Origin of the sequence: Corallococcus aberystwythensis (assembly GCF_003612165.1) — a bacterium.
Taxonomy (GTDB): domain Bacteria; phylum Myxococcota; class Myxococcia; order Myxococcales; family Myxococcaceae; genus Corallococcus; species Corallococcus aberystwythensis.
Genome location: NZ_RAWK01000040.1, coordinates 14,800 through 35,228, shown reverse-complemented (window position 1 = coordinate 35,228; position 20,429 = coordinate 14,800). Strand labels below are relative to the sequence as shown.

Here is a 20,429-nt window from a genome sequence, read left to right as displayed (position 1 = left end):
TCGCGCTCGGACCTGGCCGTGCTGGCGGAGTGCTGGATCTGGCTCAACTCCTCCCGGAGGTTCTTGGGCAACCCAACGCCCCCGTCTTCACGGGTGCTGGTGCCGGAGCCACAGGCGGCAAGGCTTCCGGCCCGGACGCTCCAGTCTTCAGCGCGGGAAGCGCGCCTTGAGCTGCTCCTGCCACGCATCCAAGGCCTGATTCACGGCCATGCGCTCAGTGGCGGTCGTGGCGTTCGCCGCGGACTTGTAGATGTCCACCAGTTGCTTCGTGAGGTCCGGCGCGACGTCCTGGTTCTGCGTTCGCGTGCGCAGCTCCGCCACCAGCTTGTCCATGCGCTGGGCCAGCCGCTGCTCGGAGGCATTGCCCTGGGGCAGGGTGGGGAGCTTGGGAATCACGAGCGCAGGGACCCGGGGCGGCTCAGGGGCGACGATGACGACGGGCGCTGGAGGAGGGGCATCGTGCAGGGCGATGCGCTGGGTCAGTTCCTTCTCGATGTCATCCAGGGCGACATGGATGCGCGCACGCTCGGAGTCCGTCGTCGCGTCCGCGGCGGCCCGGTACTGCTGGAGCAGCTTGCCGCGCAGCGCTCCCTGCGCATCCACGTCCTTCGCCCGCGCCAGCAGGAGCTTGAACAGCCCTGCCAGCCGCTGCTCCATCTTTTTCTCGGAGGCAGTCCCCGCCGGCAGGGGTGGCAACTTCGTGGACTTCGCCAGGGTCGCTGTCGCGGTCTCCGCCTCCGCGGGCGCTTCTTCCGCGATGACCTGGGGCGGCTCCTCGACAGGGGCTTGCGTCGCGGTGACCGGCGTCGGCTCCACCGGAGCAACGGGCCTCGCTTCCGCCATCACCGGCTCGGAAGGCCGCGACGGCGCAATCACCTGCGTCTGGTCCGCCTTCCCCGCCTGCGCCCCCCACCAGTAACCCGTCCCCAGCAGTGCCACCCCGGCGACTGCCGCCACCGCGAGGGATACCCCGTTCCGGCGCCCTGGCGGCACGATGGCCGCAGGCATCTCCGGTACAGCCCTCGACTCCACGTTCGATGGCGGTTCTGACTCCTGCTTCACCGCCGTATCCGGCTCCAGGCTCGCGGATGGCACCGGCGGTCGCGCCAGCCCCCGGAGCTTCAGCCGCACGGCCGTCGCGGTCGCGGGTCGTTTCGCGGGAGCCTTCTCCATCAACTGGAACACCAGGTCATCGAGCTCCGGAGGAATCCCCTCCACCCGCGACGACACCCGAGGCGGGACCTGCTCAACGTGCGCGAACATCACCTGGACGTTGTCACCCTGGAACGGCCGGGTGCCCGTGAGCATGTGGAACGCCATCACTCCCAATGCGTACAGGTCCGCGGCCGGGCCCACTTCGCCTCTGCGGATCTGCTCCGGGGCCATGAAGTCCGGCGTCCCCAGCGTGGAGCCGTCCGCCCGTGCCAGCGCGTTGTGCTCCTGCATCACCTTGGCGATGCCGAAGTCCACCAGCTTGATCAGCGGCGCCGCGTCCGGCTGCTCCATCAGGAACACGTTCGCGGGCTTCAGGTCCCGGTGCACCACCCCCGCCCGGTGCGCGGCCACCAGCGCGGCCAGGACCTGCTCCAACACCCAGGCCGTGGTCCCCACGTCCATCCGCTCTTGCTCGCGCATCCGGTCCGCGAGCGACTGGCCCTGGAGCAGCTCCATCACCACGTACGGCCGGCAGTCCGGCAGCGTCCCGAAGTTGAAGATGTCCAGCACGCCAGGATGCCGGATGGCGTTCACCGCCCGCGCCTCCACCAGCAGCCGTTGCTCCTGCTCCGGGGACACCAGCTCCGCGCGCATCACCTTGATGGCCGCTTGCTTGCCAATCAGCGGGTGCTCCGCCCGGTAGACGACCCCCATCCCGCCCGCGCCCACGCGCTCCCGGATGACGAACTCGCCAATCTTCGTCCCCACCAGCGGATCCACTGACCGCGTGGTCTGCGCCGGCGCCGCTGGGAGCTCCTCGTCCGTCAACACCTCGCGCATCCCTCGCCCGTGCTCATGAACAAAGCCCGTTTCGCACGGATGGTACCGGGCCAGGGCGATGCCGTCGCGCGTCCAAGCGAGCCCTCTGCATGCTCGGCCGCCGATGGATTCATGCTGCGCGGAGAATCCTGCTCTAGAGGCGCAGCAAGGGTGCGCCACGAAGAGGTTGGGATTTCAAAAGGTGCAGCTTGGAATGATCAGCGCGGGAACCGCGCCTTCAGCTGCTCCTGCCACGCATCCAGCGCCTGATTGACCTCCATGCGCTCGGTGCCGGTCGTTGCCTTCGAGGCATCTGTGTAGAGGCCCACCAGCTTCTTCGCGAGGTCCGGCGCGACGTCCTGCCCCTTCGTGCGCTTGCGCATCTCCGCCACCAGCGTGTCCAATCGCTGGGCCAGCCGCTGTTCGGACGTGTTGGACCGGGGCAGGGTGGGCAGCTTCGGCAGCACGAGCGGTGGGACCTTGGGCATCTCCGGGACAACGACCACCGGCGGCGCGTCGTGCAAGGCGATGCGCTGGGTCAATTCCTTCTCGATGCCATCGAGCGACTGATGGATGCGCGCGCGCTCAGGCTCCGTCGTCGCGTCCACCGCGGCGCGGTACTGGTGGATCAGCTTGCCGCGCAACGCGCCTTCCGCATCCACGTCCTTCGCCCGCGCGCGCAGTTGCTTGAACAGCCCGGCCAGCCGCCGCGCCATCTTCTTCTCGGACGCCGTCGTGAGCGGCAGCGGCGGCAGCCCCGTCGCCTTTGCTTCCGTCTCCGGCGTGGGCTCCGCTTCCTCGGGCGCCTCTTGCACGGGCTCGACCTTCACGACCGGATCCGGCACCGGTGTCACTGGATCCGGTGCAACCACCACCGGCGGGGCCGGCATGGGCAGACGCTGCTCCAGCGCCGGAGCCTTTTCCCCAGGCCGTGCCAGCCACCAGACCCCCGTGCCCAGCAGCACGCACCCCGCGACCACCGCCGCCGCGAGCGGTGCCACCTTCCGGCGATCCGCGAGCAACACCGCGAGCCCCGGCGGACGGGGCGCCGTGGGAGACGTGGGCTCCTCCCGCTTCGGCTCCGTCGTCACGGGCCCCAGCGCGTCCGGCGTCCGCTCCAGCGACAGGGCCTTCAATCGCTGACGTACGGCTTCCGCGGAGGCAGGCCGCTTCGCCGGATCCTTCTCCAGCAACTGGAGCACCAGCGCGTCCAGCTCCGGCGGCAGGCCGTCCACCTTCGACGAGGGCCGGGGCGGTGCCTGTTCGACGTGCGCGAACATCACCTGCACGTTCTCACCCTGGAACGGCCGCTCTCCGGTGAGCATCTGGAACGCCATCACGCCCAGCGCGTACAGGTCCGTGGCCGGGCCCACCTTGCCGCCGCGGACCTGCTCCGGCGCCATGTAGTCCGGCGTCCCCAGCACGGAGCCGTCCGCGTGCGTCAGCCCCTCGCGCGACTGCAGCACCTTGGCGATGCCGAAGTCGACCAGCTTGAGCATGGGCGCCGCGTCCGGCCGCTCCACCATGAACACGTTCGCCGGCTTCAAGTCGCGGTGGACGACGCCCGCACGGTGCGCCGCCCCCAGCGGAGAGAGGATCTGATCCAACATCCAGACCGCCGTCCCCACGTCCAGCCGTCCCCGCGCGCTCAGCACGGCCGCGAGCGACTGGCCCTGGAGCAGCTCCATCACCACGTACGGACGCCCGTCTGGCAGCGACCCGAAGTTGAAGATGTCCAGGATGCCCGGGTGCCGGATGGCGTTGACCGACCGCGCCTCCACCAGCAGCCGCTGCGCCTGCTCCGCGGACATCAGCTCCGCGCGCAACACCTTGATGGCGGCCTGTTTGCCGATGATGGGGTGCTCCGCCCGGTACACGACCCCCATGCCACCCGCGCCAATGCGCTCCTGGATGACGAACTCGCCCAGCTGCGTCCCGAGCAGCGGATCCGCCTTCGGCGCCGTCGGTGCCAACGCCACCGGCACCTCCCGCTCCGTCAGCGCCCGGTGTGCCCCCGTCTCCGGAATTCTTCGTGTCTTCATCGGAAAGCTCGTTTTGCGGCGATAGTAACGGGCCGAGGTGATGCCGTCGCGTGCCCCGGAGGCTGGCCCGCTGTTCGCTCGTTCGCCCGGCGACTTGGACTTCCCCGTACTTCCAGTGAGCCGGTCCTTTTCCTCCGCGTCCCGTCTCGCCTTCCGGATCCGCATGCCGCAGTGAGCTACGCGCCGGATGCGCCCGTGGATCCACTGTGTTCCGGGAATGCCCGTCTTCAGAGTGAAAAAGGGTGATCCGTGGAGAGGGTGGGGGCTCAAGGAAACGGGGTGGACCCGTTGTAGAGTCAGGTCCGTCCTTTCCTGGACGTTCCCGGGTCGAGCTTCCGGATCCCTGCTCCCCAGGGACCGCACCCGAGGGGGAACATGGCACCGGCATACGACGCCCTGGTCATCGGCACCGGGTTTGGCGGCGCGGTGGCGGCCTGTCGGCTCGCGCAGGCGGGCCTGACCGTGCGCGTGCTCGAACGCGGCCTGCGCTACCCGAAGGGCGGCTTCCCGCGCGACTTCGAGGACCCTCGCAACGGCTGGCTGTGGCAGCACCGGCAGGGGCTCTTCGACATCAAGCTCCTCAAGGGGATGAGCGTCGTGCAGGCCGCGGGGTACGGCGGCGGCTCGCTCATCTACGCCAACGTGCACCTGCGCCCGCCGCCGGACGTGTTCGCGTCCGGGTGGCCGGAGGGCTACAGCCGGGAGGCGTTGGATCCGTACTACGACCTGGTCGCGCACATGCTGGACGTGCAGCCCATCACGGCGTCCGCGCGCGGCCTGCCGCCCAAGACGAAGCGGATGCAGGAGGTGGCGAAGAAGCTGGGCCGCGAGGCGCAGTTCTTCCACCCGAACCTCGCCGTGCGCTTCGCCCCCGCGGGCGAGCCCCTGCCCAACAAGTTCGGCGTGGAGCAGGAGGGCTGCAACTACTGCGGCGAGTGCGACATCGGCTGCAACCGCCGCGCGAAGAACACCCTGGACCTGAACTACCTGGCCGTCGCGGAAGCCAAGGGCGCGCAGGTGACCACGCAGGCGGAAGTCACGCGCATCGAGCCCCTGTCGCCGGGCTACCGCGTCACCTACACCGACCACGCCAGCGCCGGCATGCAGCGCACCGTGGACGCCCGCCGCGTCTTCCTCTGCGCGGGCGCGGTGAACTCCACGGAGCTCTTGCTGCGCAACCGCGACGTGCTGGGCACGCTGCCGGACCTGAGCGCGCGGCTGGGCTCGCGCTATTCCGCCAACGGGGACTTCCTCGCCTTCGCCTTCGACACGAAGGAGCCGTGGGACCCCGCGGTGGGCCCCACCATCACCACCGGCATGGTGGTGGAGGAAGGCCAGGGCAAGGACAAGACCTGGTTCCTCTTCCAGGAGGGCGGGCACCCGGTGCAGGCGGCGGGGTTGATGGTCGCCATGGATCCGGACCGCGCCATGACGCTCCCGGCGGACCTGCTCCAGCGCGAGCTGGTGAAGGTGCTGCGCACGCGCTCCAAGGAGATGGCCGCCATCGAGAACGAGCGCGGCCGCTTCCAGGCCGTGTTCCTGGCCATGGGCCGGGACAAGTCCAACGGCCGGCTGTCCCTGTCCCCCGTCACGCGCGAGCTCCAGGTGCAGTGGGACGTGCCCGCGAACCTGCCGCTGTACCGCACGCAGGAACAGCTCTGCGAGGACGTGGCCCGCGCGCTGGGCACGCGCGCCGCTTACAATCCGCTGTGGGAGCGGCTGCACCTGCCCGTGTCCGTGCACAACCTGGGCGGCTGCGCGATGGCGGAGGAGCCCGCGTATGGCGTGCTCAAGCCCGACGGCGAGGTGCACGGCTATCCCGGCCTGTACGTGATGGACGGCGCGGCGCTGCCGGTGGGCATCGGCGTCAACCCGTCCTCGAGCATCGCCGCGGTGGCCGAGCGCAACGTGGAGGGGGTCATCCGCCAGGTGAAGGACGCGCCGAACTGGACGGCGCCGGAGCGCGCGCCCGTGAAGGCGTCGCCCGCGTACCCGCCCCGCGCCAGCATGCGGATGATGCCGGAGGTGGAGACGGTGACTCCGGCGGTGGTGCCGGGAACGGATCCGCTGGGCGATGTGGTGATTCCGCCCGGCGGCACGGTGGCGTCCCCCACGCCGGTGGTGGGCCTGCGCTTCACGGAGCGGATGAAGGGCTTCCTCCAGCCGGGGCACCCCACGCCGGACGACTATGCCGGCGCGGCGCGGGCGGGCCAGCGCGCGGGACAGACGGCGGAGTTCGTCGTCACCATCACGCTGCCCAACCTGGACCGCTTCCTCGCGCAAGAGGCGCACGGCGGCATCGTGCAGGGCACGCTCCACGTGCGCGGCTTCACGCCGCCCGGGGGCGCGCCGGTGGAGAACGGCGTCTTCAACCTCTTCGTGGGCACGGAGCGCTTCTACGAGCGGCGCATGCTGTACCTGATGCCCTTCACCGGCGTGGACGGCCAGCCGTACCTCCTGGATGGCTACAAGGAGGTCAACGACGACGCGGGCTTCGACGTGTGGAGCGACACGTCCACGCTCTACACCGTGCTGCGCAAGGGCCACGAGCGCTCCGGCCCCGTCGTGGCCAGCGGCATCATCCGCCTGCACCTGCCGGACTTCCTCCAGCAGCTCACCACGTTCTCCGTGCTGGGCACGTCGTCGCCGCTGAAGCAGGCGGACGCGATGCGGCGCTTTGGCGGCATGTTCATGGGCACGCTGTGGGACGTCTTCGCCCGCGCGAAGTTCGACTAGGGGGAACACACCGTGGGCATGGCGAAGCGGTACGACGTGGTGGTGGTGGGCTCCGGGTTCGGCGGCTCCATCACCGCGCTCAGGCTCGCGCAGGCGGGCAAGTCCGTGGCGGTGCTGGAGCGGGGCCGCCGGTACGCGCCCGGCCAGTTCCCCCGGGACGTCACGCGCGCGGATGAATTGCTCTGGCATCACCCGGTCCGCCCGGAGGCGCGAGGGCTCTACGACGTGCGCTTCCTGTCCGGCATCGGCACGGTGACGGCGAGCGGCGTGGGCGGCGGGTCGCTCATCTACGCCAACGTGCACGTGCGGCCGGACCCCATCGTCTTCGACCATCCGCGCTGGCCCCGGGGCTTCAGCCGCGAGGCGCTGGACCCCTACTACGACAAGGTGGCGCGCGAGCTGGACGTGAAGCCGTTCCCCGCGTCCATCCCGCTGAAGAAGCGCGACCTGTTCCAGCAGGCCGCCCAGCGCATGGGCCGGCAGACGTTCGACCCGGACGAGGCCGTCTCCTGGACGGAGCCCTCCGCCCCGGGCCGCAAGGCGTGCCAGCGCTGCGCGGAGTGCGAGTTCGGCTGCCAGCACGGCGCGAAGAACACGCTGGACCTCACGTACCTGGCGCGCGCGGAGAAGCTGGGCGCCACGGTGTGGCCGGGCCTGTCCGTGTCCCACGTGCAGCGCGTCGCGGGCGGCTACCGCGTGCACTTCCAGGACCTGGCCACCGGAGAGAAGACCTCCGTGGAGGGCAGCCGCGTGGTGCTGTCCGCCGGCGCGCTGGGCACGGTGGAGATATTGCTGCGCAGCCGCGACCGGGCCCGCACGCTGCCGCTGGTGAGCGAGTGGCTGGGCAAGGGGTACTCCGGCAACGGCGACTTCCTGGGCTCGCTGCACGGCAGCCGCGAGGAGATATTTCCGTGGGTGGGGCCGGACGTGGCCACGGTGATGCGCTTCTTCGACATGGCGCCGCGCTTCACGATGGTGACGGCCACGTTCAACCAGCCGGCGACGGCGGTGCTCGCGGGGATGGGGCAGCCACGGCTGGGCCTGCTGGGCGGCGTGGGTTCCCCGCTGTGGCCGAAGCTGTGGCCGCTGATGCACGGCGCGTTCGCCAAGGGGCTGTTCAACAAGCCGCTGGGCACCGGGGTGGCCCCCTCGCGCACGAGCAACCTGTTCGCCATTGGCCAGGACAACGCCAATGGCCACATGGTGCTCAAGGGCGACCGGCTGGACATCGAGTGGGACTACGCGAACGAGAACGCGGCGCTGGTGAACCGGATGACGGAGGCGATGCGGGAGCTGGCCTCGCAGTACGGCGGGACGTTCGCGCCGCTCGTCACCTGGGAGCTGTTCCGCAGGCCCTTCACGGTGCACTCGCTGGGCGGGGCGCACCTGGCCGAGTCGCCGGCCCGGGGCGTGGTGTCGAAGGAGGGCGAAGTGTTCAACTACCCCGGACTGTACGTGGCGGATGGCTCCGTCATCCCCACGTCCATTGGCTTCCATCCGGTGATGACCATCAGCGCGGTGGCCGAGCGCATCGCGGAGGCGGTGGCCCATGGCTTTTGATTACCGAAGCGGCGCGGCGGTGTCGCGGACGCTGTCCCAGGACGTGACCGTGAAGGGCATGCCCCTGGCGGAGCGGTACGACTTCCTCGCGGGGGACGGCGTTCCCCTGAAGCTCACCCGCTACGTGGGGGGCACGAAGGGGCCGGTGCTGCTGGTGCACGGCGCGGGCGTGTGGAGCGGCATGTTCATGCTGCCCACGCTGAAGGAGAACTTCGTCCAGTACCTGGTGCGCCAGGGCTACGACACGTGGCTGCTGGACTGGCGCGCCAGCGTGAAGCTGCCCCTGCGCCAGTTCACGCTGGACGACGCGGCGGACCACGACATGCCGGCGGCGGTGCGGCGCGTGCGCGAAATCACGGGCGCGGAGTCGGTGCAGGCGGTGGTGCACTGCGCGGGGTCCGCGGCGTTCTTCATGTCCATGGCCGCGGGGCACCTGCCGGACGTGCGCACCGTGGTGGCGTCGCAGGTGGCGCTGCACCACCACACGCCGGCCACCACGCGCTTCAAGGCGCTCCTGCGCGTGCCGGAGCTGCTGGACGCGGGGCTGGATTCGCTCACGCCGGATGACGCGTCCCGCACGCCGTTGTTCCAGGCGGCCTTCACCAAGGTGGCGGGCTTCCTGCGGATGGAGTGTGACAGCCCGGTGTGCCACCGGCTGTCGTTCATGTACGGCCGGCTGTACCGGCACGCGCGGCTCAATCCGGAGACGCACTCGCGGCTGGAGGAGCAGTTCGGCAGGTGCAACCTGCTGACGTTCCGCCACCTGGGGCAGATGTCCCGGTGCGGCCACGCGGTTAGGTTCGACTACGGGCGCGCGGGCAACCTAGCGCGGTACGGACAGGCGTGTCCGCCGGACTACCTGGATCCGGAGCCCTTCCAGCGGCCCATCACGTTCGTCTCCAGCGAGCAGAACCGCACGTACCTGCCGTCCTCCACGGAGCGCACCTTCCAGTGGCTGCGCGAAGCGAACGGCGCGCGTTACTACCAGCGCCGCATGCTGCCCGGGTACGGACACCTGGACACCTTCATGGGCAGCACCGCCGCCGAGGACACCTACCCGGTGCTGCGCGAGGCGCTGGAGTTCCAGCCCCGCTGACGGCCGTCTGCATTCAGGGGAGCAGGAGGAGGAGCGACCGGCCGCCGACGATGGCGGCCCCTTCGCGGGTGCTTACCGTTGCGCCGACGGTGAATGCCTCGGGAGGCCCGGATGAAAGCGGTCGTGCTGAAAGGCTATGGGGACGTGGATGTGCTCGCGGTGCAGGAGATGCCCGAGCCGAAGGTGGGGCCGGGCGAGGTGAAGGTCCGCGTCACCGCCGCGAGCATCAACCCGGTGGACTGGAAGATCCGCCGAGGGGACATGAAGGGGCGGGCGGACCTGAAGCTCCCCCTCATCCTCGGGCGTGACGTGTCCGGCGAGGTCGTCGAGGTGGGCACGGGCGTGGAGGCCTTCGAGCCGGGCGACCGCGTGATGGGCCTGGTGAACGCCGGCTACGCGGAGACGGTCGTCGCGCCCACGGAGTGCTGGGCGAAGGTTCCTGACAATCTGGACCTGAAGGACGCCGCCGCGCTGCCGCTGGTGACGCTGACGGGCACGCAGCTCATCGAGGAGCACGTGCGGCCGTCGCAGGGGGACACGGTGCTCGTTACGGGCGCGCTGGGCGCGGTGGGGCGTTCGGCCATCTTCGCGGCGCGGGCGCGGGGCGCGCGCATCTGGGCGGGTGTGCGGAGCAAGCAGGTGGAGGAGGCCCGGATGCTGGGCGTGGACGGCGTCGTCGCGCTGGATGATCCGAAGGACGTCGCGAGGCTGCCCACGCTGGACGCTGTCGCGGACACGGTGGGCGGTGAGGCCGTGGCCGCGGTGCTCGACAAGGTGAAGCACGGCGGGACCGTGGGCAGCGTGCTGGGCGAGCCGAAGGGCGCGAAGGAGAAGGGGCTCGTCGTGCGCAGCTTCATGGCGCATCCGGACGGGCACCGGCTGTCGCAGCTCGCGGAGAGCGCCGCGAAGGGCGACCTGGTGATTCCCATCAGCCGGACGTTCAAGCTGGACGACGCGCGCGAGGCCCAGAAGCTCGCGGAGCAGAGCGGCGTGGGCAAGGTGCTGCTCGTCAACTGAGGCGTGGTTTCAGAACGGGGCGGCGCGGGTGAACGACACGCGCTGCCCCGTCGCCGGGTGCACGAAGGACAGCGTCTCGGCGTGCAGGTGCAGGCGGCGGCCCGCATGTCCGTACAGCGGGTCTCCCACGATGGGCGCGCCCAGGCCCAGCGGATGGGCTGCATGGACGCGGAGTTGGTGCGTGCGGCCGGTGCGCGGATGGAAGACGACGCGCGTGTGGTCCCCTTCGCGGCGGAGGACCTCCCAGTCGGTGACCGCGGGCTTGCCGTGCACGGGGTCAACGATTTGCCGGGGACGGTCGTCCAGGTCCACGCGCAGGGGCAGGGTGATGGTGCCCACCTGTCCCTGGACCTGGCCTTCGATGAGCGCCACGTAGCGCTTGTCCACGTCGCGGTGGAGGAACTGGCGTTGAAGGGATGCGTGTGTGCGGCTGTCCAGCGCGGCGACGAGCAGTCCGGACGTGTCCAGGTCCAGCCGGTGCGCGAGCAGCGGTCCCGTGGCGTTGGGGTATCGCGCGCGCAGACGGGTGAGCACCGAGTCCAGGAGTGCGGCGTCGCGTCCCGGCACGGACAGCAGGCCGCAGGGCTTGTCGATGACGACGAGCCACGCGTCCTCGAAGACAATGGAGAGCTCCGGCGTGGGCGCGGGCGGAGGGACGAAGACGCGCGGCGCGGAGACCTCCAGGCCCTCCAGCATGAACGGCAGCAGGGGACCGCACTTGTCGCGGCACGCCGGATAGAAGGCACCCTGGATGCGGCCTCCTGAAGCGGGCGGTGTGCCCCACCAGAACTCCGCGAGCGCCACCGGCTGGAGCCCGTGCGCGAAGGCATACGCGAGCAGCTTCGCGCCCGCGCAGTCGCCCGCGCCGGAAGGGGGCTCCACGCCGCCGTAGAGCGAGCGCAACGGGCGTGTCTCTCCGCGGGCGTTGGTGATGGCGTAGGTGTCGTGAAATTGTTTCATGAAGCCGCGCGAGACGATGCGCCGCAGCCGGTCCAGCGCGCGCACGCGACGTTCAGCCTTCGCACGGGCAGGGGCGAGCTGGCGCCGCGCTTCTTCCTGGGCCGCGTCCCACCGGCGCTTCTCCGCCTTGTCGCCCCGGCTCTCCTGGTCGAGCGCATGCAGTGCCTGGGCACGCGCTGCTTCCGTAAGCCCTTGCATGGCCGTGAGGGCGGCCCGACGTTCATGACGCTGGCGACGGCGGTCGTCGTGGCGCAGGCGCATGGCTTCGCGCTCCAGTGCTTCACGGGACTGGCGAGCATCATCGTCCTCGCGCAGGCGGCGCAGTTCCTCGGAAGCACTCCACGCTTCGGCTCGGGCCAGCAGGGCCTTCACCGTGGCGTCGGCCACCGGCTCCACACGGGCGCGTGCCTCGCGGTCGAACACGGGGGGCACGAAGCCCGGAACATCCCAGCGGCCCGCGAGCATCGCGGAGAATGCGCTCAGTGTGCCCAGGGTTCCATCTGGCTGGCGCACCACGAGCACGCCGAACATCTTTCCGCCGTCTGGGCCCTGGAGGATGTCGCTCGGCAGTCCGGGAGCAATGAATCCTTCGCGAAGCGAGGCTTGCAGTGACTCCGCAGCCCTGCGCGCGAGCGCATGCGGGCCCAGGGCGTCGAAGGGGCTCGGGAACGAGCCCGGCACCTCATCTGCTCGAGGCGCCGGTTCGCGCAAGATGACAAGCAGGTCCACGGCTTTGTGGGTAGCACTAAACTGCATACTGCGCAGGGGGAATTTCGTTTGCTCAATTTTCCCTGCCTGCCCTCCTGTTCAGATGCCTATGTCATGTCTCGGGAATGAACCCGCGTCGGCCGTTCCCTGTGCCAGTGAATGCGATGATGTTCGCTGTTGCTCTGACGGTGTCTGGCGGCTCATCGTTCTCCAGGATGATTACCTGTGAGTCCTTAAATTCGTCCGAAATTGATTGATAGAATGAGTTTTTGACATCAATCGGAAAAGAGCCCTCGTTTGCGTCTGGCTCGCGATAAACAACGAGCGGTGAATCAATGAGAACAAATCCCGGAAACGGACGTGATTCCCGCAGGCAAAATTTCAGAAGTGCTAAATTGAATGCTGCTCGGGTAATTGCCCGGACGCCCTTTCCATGGCTTCCTCGAGGCTGACCCGAAATGACGATGTCCTGAGCTGTTTCGCTGAAGGTAACCCTGTCGAGAGTTGGGAAGTGCCAGGAACGAAGTAGATTTTCAATGTCTTTACTTAACATCTCCGCCTCACCGCTGGTTACGTTAGCGGGGGAGGCAGCGATACGGTCCACTCTCTGAGGTGCAGCAGGAGGGGCAAGAAGCGCTTCTAGTTCCTGGGTCCGTTCAAGCAGGTCTAGGCCACGGCGTAGTGTTTCCCCGATGGCTTGGTTGTCCTTTATCTTCTGGGCTGCTGCTTGAAGCCTTGGTTGCATCATCGTCTTGAGTTCGGCGTCATGTGCTTCGAGATCTGCTTTGTAGGTGTTTTGATCAGTGGTTAGCTTGTCGATTTCCAACGCATTTGCAGTTAGCGTTGTTTGGAGGTCACCAAGGAGCAGGTTCGTTTTTGCGGCTTCGGCACGGCATGCTTGCGCAACATCCGTTGGTGAGGATTGTGCATGCTGGTGCTGACGGTCGTGATGTTCTGATGACGCTCCGCAGACGGGACAATGCTCCTCCTTCATCAGGCCCAACATGAGTCCCGCTTCGGCAATCGCATCGAGTCGCCGCAGATCCGATGAGTATTGTGCGCGAAGAAGCTCAAAGCGCTTCTGTAGCTCCGATAAAACATCGTTGCGTGATTCGGCTTGCCTTAAGTTGCTCCATGCAGTTCGACGTCGGACTTCAAGAACTGAAACGTTCTGCTGTTCAAGGCTTAGTTCGGCAGTCGCAGAAGCAGTTGATGCAATTAATCGATCAAGCTGGCCTCGAAGTTCGGTCGCATTTTCCGGTAGTTTCATTTCTTCGAACTGGCTGCGAGTACGTTGCAGCAGTTCGTCGAGAACCTCGACCTTCCCTTCTTGTCGGACCTTTGCGTTACCTGAATCTTCCTCGGCTATGACAGAGGAGTCGTCAATTCCCGTTAGTAGCAGTCGGAAAGTACTGACCTCTGCTGTGCGAGTTGTGAATTGACCTGAGAGAACTGGAGAGGATTTCGCTATTACCGACTCCTCGTCGATAAGTATTAATGGAGCTATGTCTCGAAAGCTCAGCTGTCGTGTCTTTCCCTGTTGGTTGGTTCGTATTCTCTTGTTATTAAGTCCTGAAAGTTCGAGCAGAAAACTAGAAATCGTATTGTTGTCACCTGCTTTGTGCTTGGCCTTAAGGGTAGTGACTAGATCGTCTTCTGTCCGTAGAAGGATGTTCCCGCCACGCAAGCTTCTTTCGAGTTTATAGGTTTGCTGGTTGGACTCAATTGTCAGGTGGATAGACGTGTAGGGTGCTGCTTCGGGGATCGTCTCCGGAAGGCTACCACCGCCCAATATAAAATCTATGCACTGAGCGATGAACGTTTTGCCCGTATCGGAAGGGCCCGATATTACATTTAGGCCGCGCGCGAACGACAACTCGGCGCTAGTGGCGCCTTGCCCGGTAAGTGCTAGCTTTTTGAGTATGAAGCCAAGCCTCACAAAGACTCCTCCTGCCACAAAACAGACTGCAATGAGAATTCGGCGCCCCAGTTGCTGATTTGGTTGTGAACGAAATCGCCTAGTTCGCGCTCGGAAAATCCACCAAAGTTCTCAATTCCCCAGATGGCTCTCTCTCTTAGTCCCAGTGCGTACTCAGAGTTGAGTGCATCGAGGAATCCAGCTGATTTCTCGTTCGCCGAAAAGAACACGCCACCGTCTTGATATATTTGATCGATGAGTCCTCTGCTTTGGTAGAGACTGAGACCATCTTGCAGTATTCCTCTGCGTACAAGGATTTCTCCGCTGCGGTGTGGCGTCTGAGGGTGAAGCCCATCAGGTCCGTTGGGTATGTCGTCTGAGTGAACAACTAAATAGTCAAAAATGACAAGCTGCTGGAGCGAGTATGGTGATGGGTATGCTGCTGTTAATATGAATAGAGAGCGCAGGCCAATTTCGATTGGCCCATTGAATGGTTGTGGTGTTGCTCTTGGTTGAGTGGAAATCATTTGATCCATCGAATCTTGCCGTCGTTGGCGAGTTGATGGCAGATGCCACCGCGATCTTTAACCGACATTCGGCCGTGTAGTACGTGTCCTGTTAAAGATAGAGATCGTGCCGTTTTGATGACAGCAATAACGCGACGATAGCCGTCTGCATGGTCGTCGCGAATCTCGTCCCTGATGCCGCTGTTCACTTCTTCTTGGAGGTTTTCGAATTGGCCTGCGGGAAGTGTATCTCGCGAGAATGTGCGCAAGGATTCGGCGCTATAGAATTCGAGTCTCGCGTCGGAGAAATGCTCGCAAATATTTTTTGCGTGGGCGATGTCGTCGATGCATGAGACATGCTGCTTGAGGTGGTCTCCGTATGCGTTGAGTAGTTCGCGGACAAACGTCGTTTCGGTGCTGGCGGGAACTGTCGGCGGAGGTTGGCTGGGTGGGCGCATTGGTAGGCCTCCTCCAAACCTGGCAACATGCCAGCGAGTCTTTGCGTGAGCCTCAATGATTCGGAGGGGTGGAGTTGCTTCAAAAATAGAAAAATCAAGGTTGTTGATGTGGGACTTCAGTGCGGCATCAAGCTCTATTGGGCTTGTTGATGTAATTTTGTTTCTACACTGTTCGTCCCAGTTTGAAAAAAGACCGGCTCGAAGTTTGTTGGGCGCGCGTAGGAGATTGGAAAGCTTAGTGCCGGCTCCTTGTGGTGCGATGAAGTGGTATTTTCGTGGACAAGTGTAGTCGCCACGCATTGTGTAGAATGCGAGCTTCCCTAATTCTATCCAAATGTCGGATGGCTTAAGCGGATCTTTGTAGTGCTTGCATTGGTAGTTGTCCCACCCGCTCAATGGGGGACGGAGTGTTGCGATTACGTCCCGACCCATATCGCCAGCTCCGCCGCATCGTTCTACGCGGTCGTACTGGTTGCGAAGCGAGTCAACCCATTCAAGAACAAAGTCCTCCCACTGATCATTGCTGAATATTTTGATGCGATCGAGCGCGGGGATTGGTTGGCCTGAAATTGCTATGTCTGCCGACAAGGTTGTCTTTGGGTTCGAAGGGGGTGGAACGGAAGTGGGAGGCGGTACTAGGCTTGTCATGCGTGGAGCTTGTGAGTGTAGGGTTGATTAAGCTGGTTGTAGCTGGAGGTGGCGCAGTTGGAACGTCTTCGTGCTTTGGGTGAGCTTAGCGCTAAGACTCAGGAAATGGCCACCGTTCGCGCTGCCCTTGCCGTCGTCCTGCTGTTGACCGCGCTCCTGCTTCCCGCCTGGGACGCGGAGGCCTGCACCGCCATCGTGAAGGCAGGGGAGGGCTGGAGGCTGGAGGTGGATGGCCAGCCCTACGTGGCGAAGGGCGTCACGTTCAGTGGCACGGGCGGGCCCGCGAACTTCGACAAGGATTGCGAGCAGCTGAAGGCCCTGGGCGTCAACACACTGCGCACCTGGGGAACTGGCGAAGAAACGGCCGCGCTGCTCAATGCCGCGCACAAGCATGGCCTGCGCGTTCTCGTGGGGCTGTGGCTGCGGCCGAGCCGCGCGGGCATGGAGAACGACGACGCCTTTGACTACGTGCGTGACGCCAAGGGCCGTGAGGCGCAGTTCCAGGCCACGCTCGCGCAGGTGCGCCGCTTCAAGGGCCACCCGGCGGTGCTCGCGTGGGGACTGGGCAACGAGGTCATCCTCAATTCGCCAGATGGGCCGTCGAAGGTCGCCTACGCGCGCTTCCTGGAGAAGGTCGTCCGCGCGGTGAAGAAGGCGGACCCCGGGCACCCGGTGCTGTCCGTGGACGCGTGGACGCTGGGCATACCGCTCTGGGAGAAGTACGTCCCCTCGCTGGATGCGTATGGCTTGAACGTCTACGGCCGGGGCATCCATGCGCTGGCGGACGCGGTGAAACAGGCCGGTGGGCACAAGCCGTGGTTCATCACCGAGTTCGGTGCCCAGGGGGAATGGGAAGTCCCCAAGGACGCCCGCGGCCTGCCCGTGGAACCCGGCGACACGGAGAAGTACGACGTCATCGTGGATGGCTGGCGCAACGCCCTGGCGCCGCACGTCCAGGCGGGCCGGTGTCTGGGGTTGTTCGTCTTCAACTACAGCGCGGCGCTGGACCATGGCGGGCTGTGGCTGGGAATGCTGGCAGGTACCTCCACGCGCCCGGCCTGGCACGCGGTGCGGGAGGCGTACACGGGCGTGAAGCCAACGCCTGCGCTGCCCATGCCGGTGCACCTGGAGGTCCGGGGCGTGGAGAAGGAGTGGGCTGACGTGGCCTTTGACGTCACCTCCGCCACGCCGCTGGACGTGTCCTTCGCCTACACCTTCCGGGGCGCGGCGACCCGCGCGGAGCGCGACCGCGTGACGGTGCTGGAGTCCCGGAAGGGCACCACCCCCGGTACGTGGCGGGTGCGCCTGCCTGTCGTGACGGGCGCCATCAAGCTGTATGGCCTGGCGAAGGACGGCGCGGGGAACCTGGTTGCCGCCACGACGTCCGTCGCCGTGCCGGTGGCGCCCTGAGTCCTTGCGCTAGAGTGCGCCGCCATGCGCTGGCATCTCTTCGTTCTTTCACTAGGGGTCCTCCTGGTCGGCTGTGCCCACCGCGAGCGTCTGCCCAAACTGCCTCCACCCTCCGCGAGCCATGGGCATCTGTCATTGGCCATGACAGCCTTCCTGAACGACCCCCATTCCTACGAAAGGGATGTGGTGCGGAACCCGCACCTCGCGTGGGGCACCCCCCGGCAAGGTGTCCTGGATGCTCCCTTCCTGGAACTGGAGGCTGGCCAGGCTCCAGGGGTCTTCAACGAAGCCGTCGCGACCCTGGCGGGTAAGCCCTCCGAGGCCCAGGTCATCCAGGCTGCCGGCGACATCGCGGCCGCGTGTGACGCGGACTACGAAAAGGCGTGTCAGTTCCTGAAGGAGCAGACCCTCCTGCCTGAGCGGATCGAAGGAACACTGACCCATCCCCAGGGCGCCAGCGTGGTCTCCTCCCGGAGTGAGTATGCGTTGGTTGTCCTGCAATGCCGCATCGACACGGATGACCGGGTGCGGGATTGTCAGGTCATCGAGGATGGCTCCGGACGGCCCTCCCAACGACTCATTGCCCAGCTCAGCGAAAGCCGTTACCGGCCCTGGACCCTGGCGGGACACGCCGTCGCGACCCCGTATACCTTCATGATCAACCTCCGGCGTGGAGGTTCCCGCGGGGACGATCTGCTGCTGGAGCAGCGGCTGGGGTGGGCCCGGCTGCGGGTAGCCCATTTTCCCCAGAGCAGCTCGGCGTGGGTCAACCTCGCCATGCAGCTCGCCGTCCACACGCCGGAGGATCCGGACTACCCGAAGGTGCTGGCACAGGCCCATGCCCTGGCACCATCCCAGAAGTGGATCGCCGCGGAGATGGCCTGGCTGCGCATCCAGGCCGGCCAGCACACCGCCGCGCTGATGGTGCTGCGTCCTGTCATCCGTCGCTCCTCGATGGGGGAGCACCCCAATCCCTACGTGCTGGAGACCGCCGCCGCCGCGCACTTTGGGCTGAACCAGTGCACGGAGGCGCTGGCTGAACAACAGCGGGCCGTGGACCTGATGCCGAAGGAATGGCTCGCACCGGAACAGGAGCGCTTCCAGCGAAAGCTCCAGGACTATCAGTCCGCCTGCGCCACGCCCAAGGCCGTCAGCGCAGTGACGGGTCCTCGCTGATCCGCGCCACCGCGCCGTGCAGGATGCCCAGCTGCCGGGGCACGCGCTCCAGCAGGGCTCCCAGCACCGGGTCATCGCTCGTGCGTGGCAGGGCCAGGTTCGGCAGGGGCGGGGGCTCTCTGCGTTCCTGCAACGCGCGGGCGAGCAACTCCAGGCTGTCGCTGGCCCGCTGCGCCAGCTGCTGCGGTAGCACCGACGTCGTCCTTCCTTCGTAGCGCCCCGTGCCCAGCGCCGTCACCGCCAGCGCGAACCTCCTCGCGTAGGTGAGCAGCGCCATGCCCGGCTCCAGGTGTCCCGGCGGGCCCCGGTATTCCGTCATCAACCGCTGGAAGGACGACTCCGCCTCCAGCAGCGCCTGGTCCAGGAGGCGGCGCTCTTCATTCACCGCCGGCTCCGTGCCGCTGCGGTGCGTGGCCAGCTGCCGCAGGTACTTCCCGTCCGCGCGCAGGGCGGAGGCCGCCGCGTCCGGGAAGCGGCGGCGCTCCGGACTGGGCCACAACGTCCAGGAGCCCACCAGCGCCAGCGTCCCCGCGATGAGCACGCCCAGCGAGCGCTGCGACGCCACCGTCCAATCCCCGGAGCTGAGCGTGGCCATCAGCAGGTAGTCCGGCGTCAGCAATATCTGGAACGCGCCGAAGTTCAGCGGCAGCAGCGCCACGGAGATGGCCGTCAGCACGCTGATGACGCCAATCATCAGCGGCGGTGTCTGCACCGTGGTCGCGATGAGCGCCGCCAGGCTCGCGCCCACCAGCGTCCCCAGCGTGCGCTGGAGCACGCGCGCCTCCGTGCTGCCCGCGTAGGGCTGGAGGATGGAGATGACCACCAGGCTCACCCAGTGCGCATCCCCCACCTGCAACGCCCGCGTCAGCCCCAGCGCCGCCGTGGCCACCATCCCCGTGCGCAGCGCGTGCCGCAGCACCACCGAGTCCCGATGCAGGTTGTCCCGAAGCGGCTGCCACGGGGAGGCTCCCGGCGCTTGCTTCGGGCCTCCCACCTTGCCGCGGCCGCGCGCCGGCACCGGGTCGCCGAAGAGCAGGCCCGAGGCCGTCTCGTGCGCCACGCCCGCGTTCTCGCGCAGCCTGTCGAGCAGCGTGGCGACGTGCGCGGACAGGGGCCCCTCCGCGCTCTGCCGCACCGGCGGCGCGGCCATCCTCGCGGGCTGGCGGCGACGAGGCCTCAGCGCCAGTCGTGGTGGCTCGCGCATGCCCTCGTTGCGCTCCTGCCGCAGCGCTCGCGCCACCCACAAGCCCATCGCGGCGAAGGCCTCGCACAGCCGGGCCACGCGCTCGCGAGTCGCGTGCAGGTGCGGGTCGCGCCCCACCACCTGCATCGCCTCCGCCAGCGCGCTGAGCAGCGCCACCATTGGCTCCGCCAATTCCACCAGCACCAGCAGGTGCTCCCCACGCCGGGACTCGTCCGGCCTCCCGCGCCGCGTGGCCGCGAGCACACCGCGTGCCTGTTCGATGTCCGGGCGGATGCCCGCGTAGCGCTTCAGCCCCGCCGCCCAGGCCTCGGACGTGGCCCCCTCCAGCGTGGCGATCCGCAGTTCCTCCGCCGCCATCGCGAGCCCCTCGTACACGCGCGCCACCGCCCGGCGCGCGGGGCGGTAGGGCCTGAGCGGCCACAAGAGCAGCGACAGCGTCATCGCCCACAGGCCGCCCAGCAGGAGCGCGGCCCCGCGCAGCACCGCTTCCCGCAGCGAGGCCGCGGGCGCTCCCAGCGACACCACGAAGATGACCGCGAGCTGCCCTCCCACGGAGCCCGCCGTGTCGCCGTAGCAGCGCGCGAAGTTCGCCGCGGTGACGCCCAGGAGCAGCAGCGTGGCGTCCACCCAATACGTGTAGCCTGCGGGCGCGGCGAGCATCGCGACCAGCGCCCCCAGCACCGTCACCGTCCCCATCACACGCGCCCGCACGCGGTAGGAGCCGCCCTTGTCCGCGAGCGTGACGAGCAGCGCCGTGAGGCCCGCCCAGCCAGCCTGGGGCACGGTGAGCAGGAAGGACAGACACAGGGGCAGGGCGGTGGCGACGGCGGCCCGGATGCCCGCCCACAGGGCCGGTCTCCCGGGCTCCACCCGGAAGAGCGACTGGAGGTGTCTCAGCAGCCGGTGATGGGGCATGGGGAGCGCCGGGCCGTCACCCCAGAGGGTAGCCACGGCCGTCCCCATCCACAGCCAGGGAAGGCTCCTCCTCCCGATGACCGGACGGCACCCCGGGCCCG

General features: G+C 67.2%; 13 protein-coding genes. 6 read left to right on the top strand and 7 right to left on the bottom strand.

Annotation, left to right across the window (positions count from 1 at the left end; translation table 11 throughout):
• Nucleotides 1-147 precede the first annotated feature (147 nt).
• The gene (locus tag D7W81_RS08905; RefSeq protein WP_244227078.1) at nucleotides 148-1,995 is read right to left on the bottom strand and encodes a serine/threonine-protein kinase; all 1,848 of its coding nucleotides are present in this window, start codon (nucleotides 1,993-1,995) and stop codon (nucleotides 148-150) included.
• A 197-nt stretch (nucleotides 1,996-2,192) separates the two neighbouring features.
• The gene (locus D7W81_RS08900; RefSeq protein ID WP_120554901.1) at nucleotides 2,193-4,016 is read right to left on the bottom strand and encodes a serine/threonine-protein kinase; all 1,824 of its coding nucleotides are present in this window, start codon (nucleotides 4,014-4,016) and stop codon (nucleotides 2,193-2,195) included.
• 375 nt (nucleotides 4,017-4,391) lie between these two features.
• Between D7W81_RS08900 and D7W81_RS08895 the strand changes: the two genes are divergently transcribed.
• The 4 genes from D7W81_RS08895 (at nucleotide 4,392) to D7W81_RS08880 (ending at nucleotide 10,425) form a co-directional block, all read left to right on the top strand.
• On the top strand, nucleotides 4,392-6,752 hold the full coding sequence (locus D7W81_RS08895; protein WP_120554900.1) for a GMC family oxidoreductase N-terminal domain-containing protein: 2,361 nt from the start codon (nucleotides 4,392-4,394) through the stop codon (nucleotides 6,750-6,752).
• An 18-nt stretch (nucleotides 6,753-6,770) separates the two neighbouring features.
• Complete coding sequence (locus tag D7W81_RS08890) at nucleotides 6,771-8,312, top strand: FAD-dependent oxidoreductase (RefSeq protein WP_120554899.1); 1,542 nt, start codon at nucleotides 6,771-6,773, stop codon at nucleotides 8,310-8,312.
• Nucleotides 8,302-9,408, top strand: a complete 1,107-nt coding sequence (locus D7W81_RS08885) for an alpha/beta fold hydrolase (RefSeq protein WP_244227076.1) — start codon at nucleotides 8,302-8,304, stop codon at nucleotides 9,406-9,408. Before D7W81_RS08890 ends, D7W81_RS08885 begins: the two co-directional genes overlap by 11 nt.
• 111 nt (nucleotides 9,409-9,519) lie before the next feature.
• On the top strand, nucleotides 9,520-10,425 hold the full coding sequence (locus D7W81_RS08880) for an NADP-dependent oxidoreductase (protein WP_120554898.1): 906 nt from the start codon (nucleotides 9,520-9,522) through the stop codon (nucleotides 10,423-10,425).
• 9 nt (nucleotides 10,426-10,434) lie between these two features.
• Here the strand turns inward: D7W81_RS08880 and D7W81_RS08875 are convergent, their stop codons facing one another.
• The 4 genes from D7W81_RS08875 to D7W81_RS41870 all read right to left on the bottom strand — a co-directional run bounded on the left by D7W81_RS08875 (nucleotide 10,435) and on the right by D7W81_RS41870 (nucleotide 15,275).
• Entirely contained in the window at nucleotides 10,435-11,916 is a 1,482-nt protein-coding gene (locus D7W81_RS08875) for an RluA family pseudouridine synthase (protein ID WP_244227074.1), read from the bottom strand.
• Nucleotides 11,917-12,205: 289 nt separating this feature from the next.
• Nucleotides 12,206-14,032, bottom strand: a complete 1,827-nt coding sequence (locus D7W81_RS41880; RefSeq protein WP_147445395.1) for an AAA family ATPase — start codon at nucleotides 14,030-14,032, stop codon at nucleotides 12,206-12,208.
• Nucleotides 14,029-14,547 (bottom strand): ABC-three component system middle component 2, encoded by a 519-nt coding sequence (locus tag D7W81_RS41875; protein WP_147445394.1) that lies wholly within the window; start codon nucleotides 14,545-14,547, stop codon nucleotides 14,029-14,031. Before D7W81_RS41875 ends, D7W81_RS41880 begins: the two co-directional genes overlap by 4 nt.
• Nucleotides 14,535-15,275: an ABC-three component system protein gene (locus D7W81_RS41870; RefSeq protein ID WP_147445393.1), complete on the bottom strand. Its 741-nt coding sequence runs from the start codon at nucleotides 15,273-15,275 to the stop codon at nucleotides 14,535-14,537. Before D7W81_RS41870 ends, D7W81_RS41875 begins: the two co-directional genes overlap by 13 nt.
• A 453-nt stretch (nucleotides 15,276-15,728) precedes the next feature.
• Here D7W81_RS41870 and D7W81_RS08870 point away from each other — a divergent pair, with 453 nt between their 5' ends.
• Nucleotides 15,729-17,033, top strand: coding sequence for a glycoside hydrolase family 2 TIM barrel-domain containing protein (locus D7W81_RS08870; RefSeq protein WP_120554896.1), 1,305 nt, complete (start codon nucleotides 15,729-15,731; stop codon nucleotides 17,031-17,033).
• Between the two features lie 186 nt (nucleotides 17,034-17,219).
• Nucleotides 17,220-18,209: a tetratricopeptide repeat protein gene (locus D7W81_RS08865; RefSeq protein WP_147445392.1), complete on the top strand. Its 990-nt coding sequence runs from the start codon at nucleotides 17,220-17,222 to the stop codon at nucleotides 18,207-18,209.
• Here D7W81_RS08865 and D7W81_RS08860 read toward each other — a convergent pair.
• Nucleotides 18,184-20,364, bottom strand: a complete 2,181-nt coding sequence (locus tag D7W81_RS08860; RefSeq protein ID WP_244227073.1) for an FUSC family protein — start codon at nucleotides 20,362-20,364, stop codon at nucleotides 18,184-18,186. The genes D7W81_RS08865 and D7W81_RS08860 overlap by 26 nt on opposite strands.
• Nucleotides 20,365-20,429 lie beyond the last annotated feature (65 nt).

Coding starts and splice junctions, on each gene's coding strand:
- D7W81_RS08905 (WP_244227078.1), bottom strand. CDS start 1,995: ATGCGCGAGGTGTTGACGGACGAGGAGCTCCCAGCGGCGCCGGCGCAG.
- D7W81_RS08900 (WP_120554901.1), bottom strand. CDS start 4,016: ATGAAGACACGAAGAATTCCGGAGACGGGGGCACACCGGGCGCTGACG.
- D7W81_RS08895 (WP_120554900.1), top strand. CDS start 4,392: ATGGCACCGGCATACGACGCCCTGGTCATCGGCACCGGGTTTGGCGGC.
- D7W81_RS08890 (WP_120554899.1), top strand. CDS start 6,771: ATGGCGAAGCGGTACGACGTGGTGGTGGTGGGCTCCGGGTTCGGCGGC.
- D7W81_RS08885 (WP_244227076.1), top strand. CDS start 8,302: ATGGCTTTTGATTACCGAAGCGGCGCGGCGGTGTCGCGGACGCTGTCC.
- D7W81_RS08880 (WP_120554898.1), top strand. CDS start 9,520: ATGAAAGCGGTCGTGCTGAAAGGCTATGGGGACGTGGATGTGCTCGCG.
- D7W81_RS08875 (WP_244227074.1), bottom strand. CDS start 11,916: ATGTTCGGCGTGCTCGTGGTGCGCCAGCCAGATGGAACCCTGGGCACA.
- D7W81_RS41875 (WP_147445394.1), bottom strand. CDS start 14,547: ATGGATCAAATGATTTCCACTCAACCAAGAGCAACACCACAACCATTC.
- D7W81_RS41870 (WP_147445393.1), bottom strand. CDS start 15,275: ATGCGTGGCGACTACACTTGTCCACGAAAATACCACTTCATCGCACCA.
- D7W81_RS08870 (WP_120554896.1), top strand. CDS start 15,729: ATGGCCACCGTTCGCGCTGCCCTTGCCGTCGTCCTGCTGTTGACCGCG.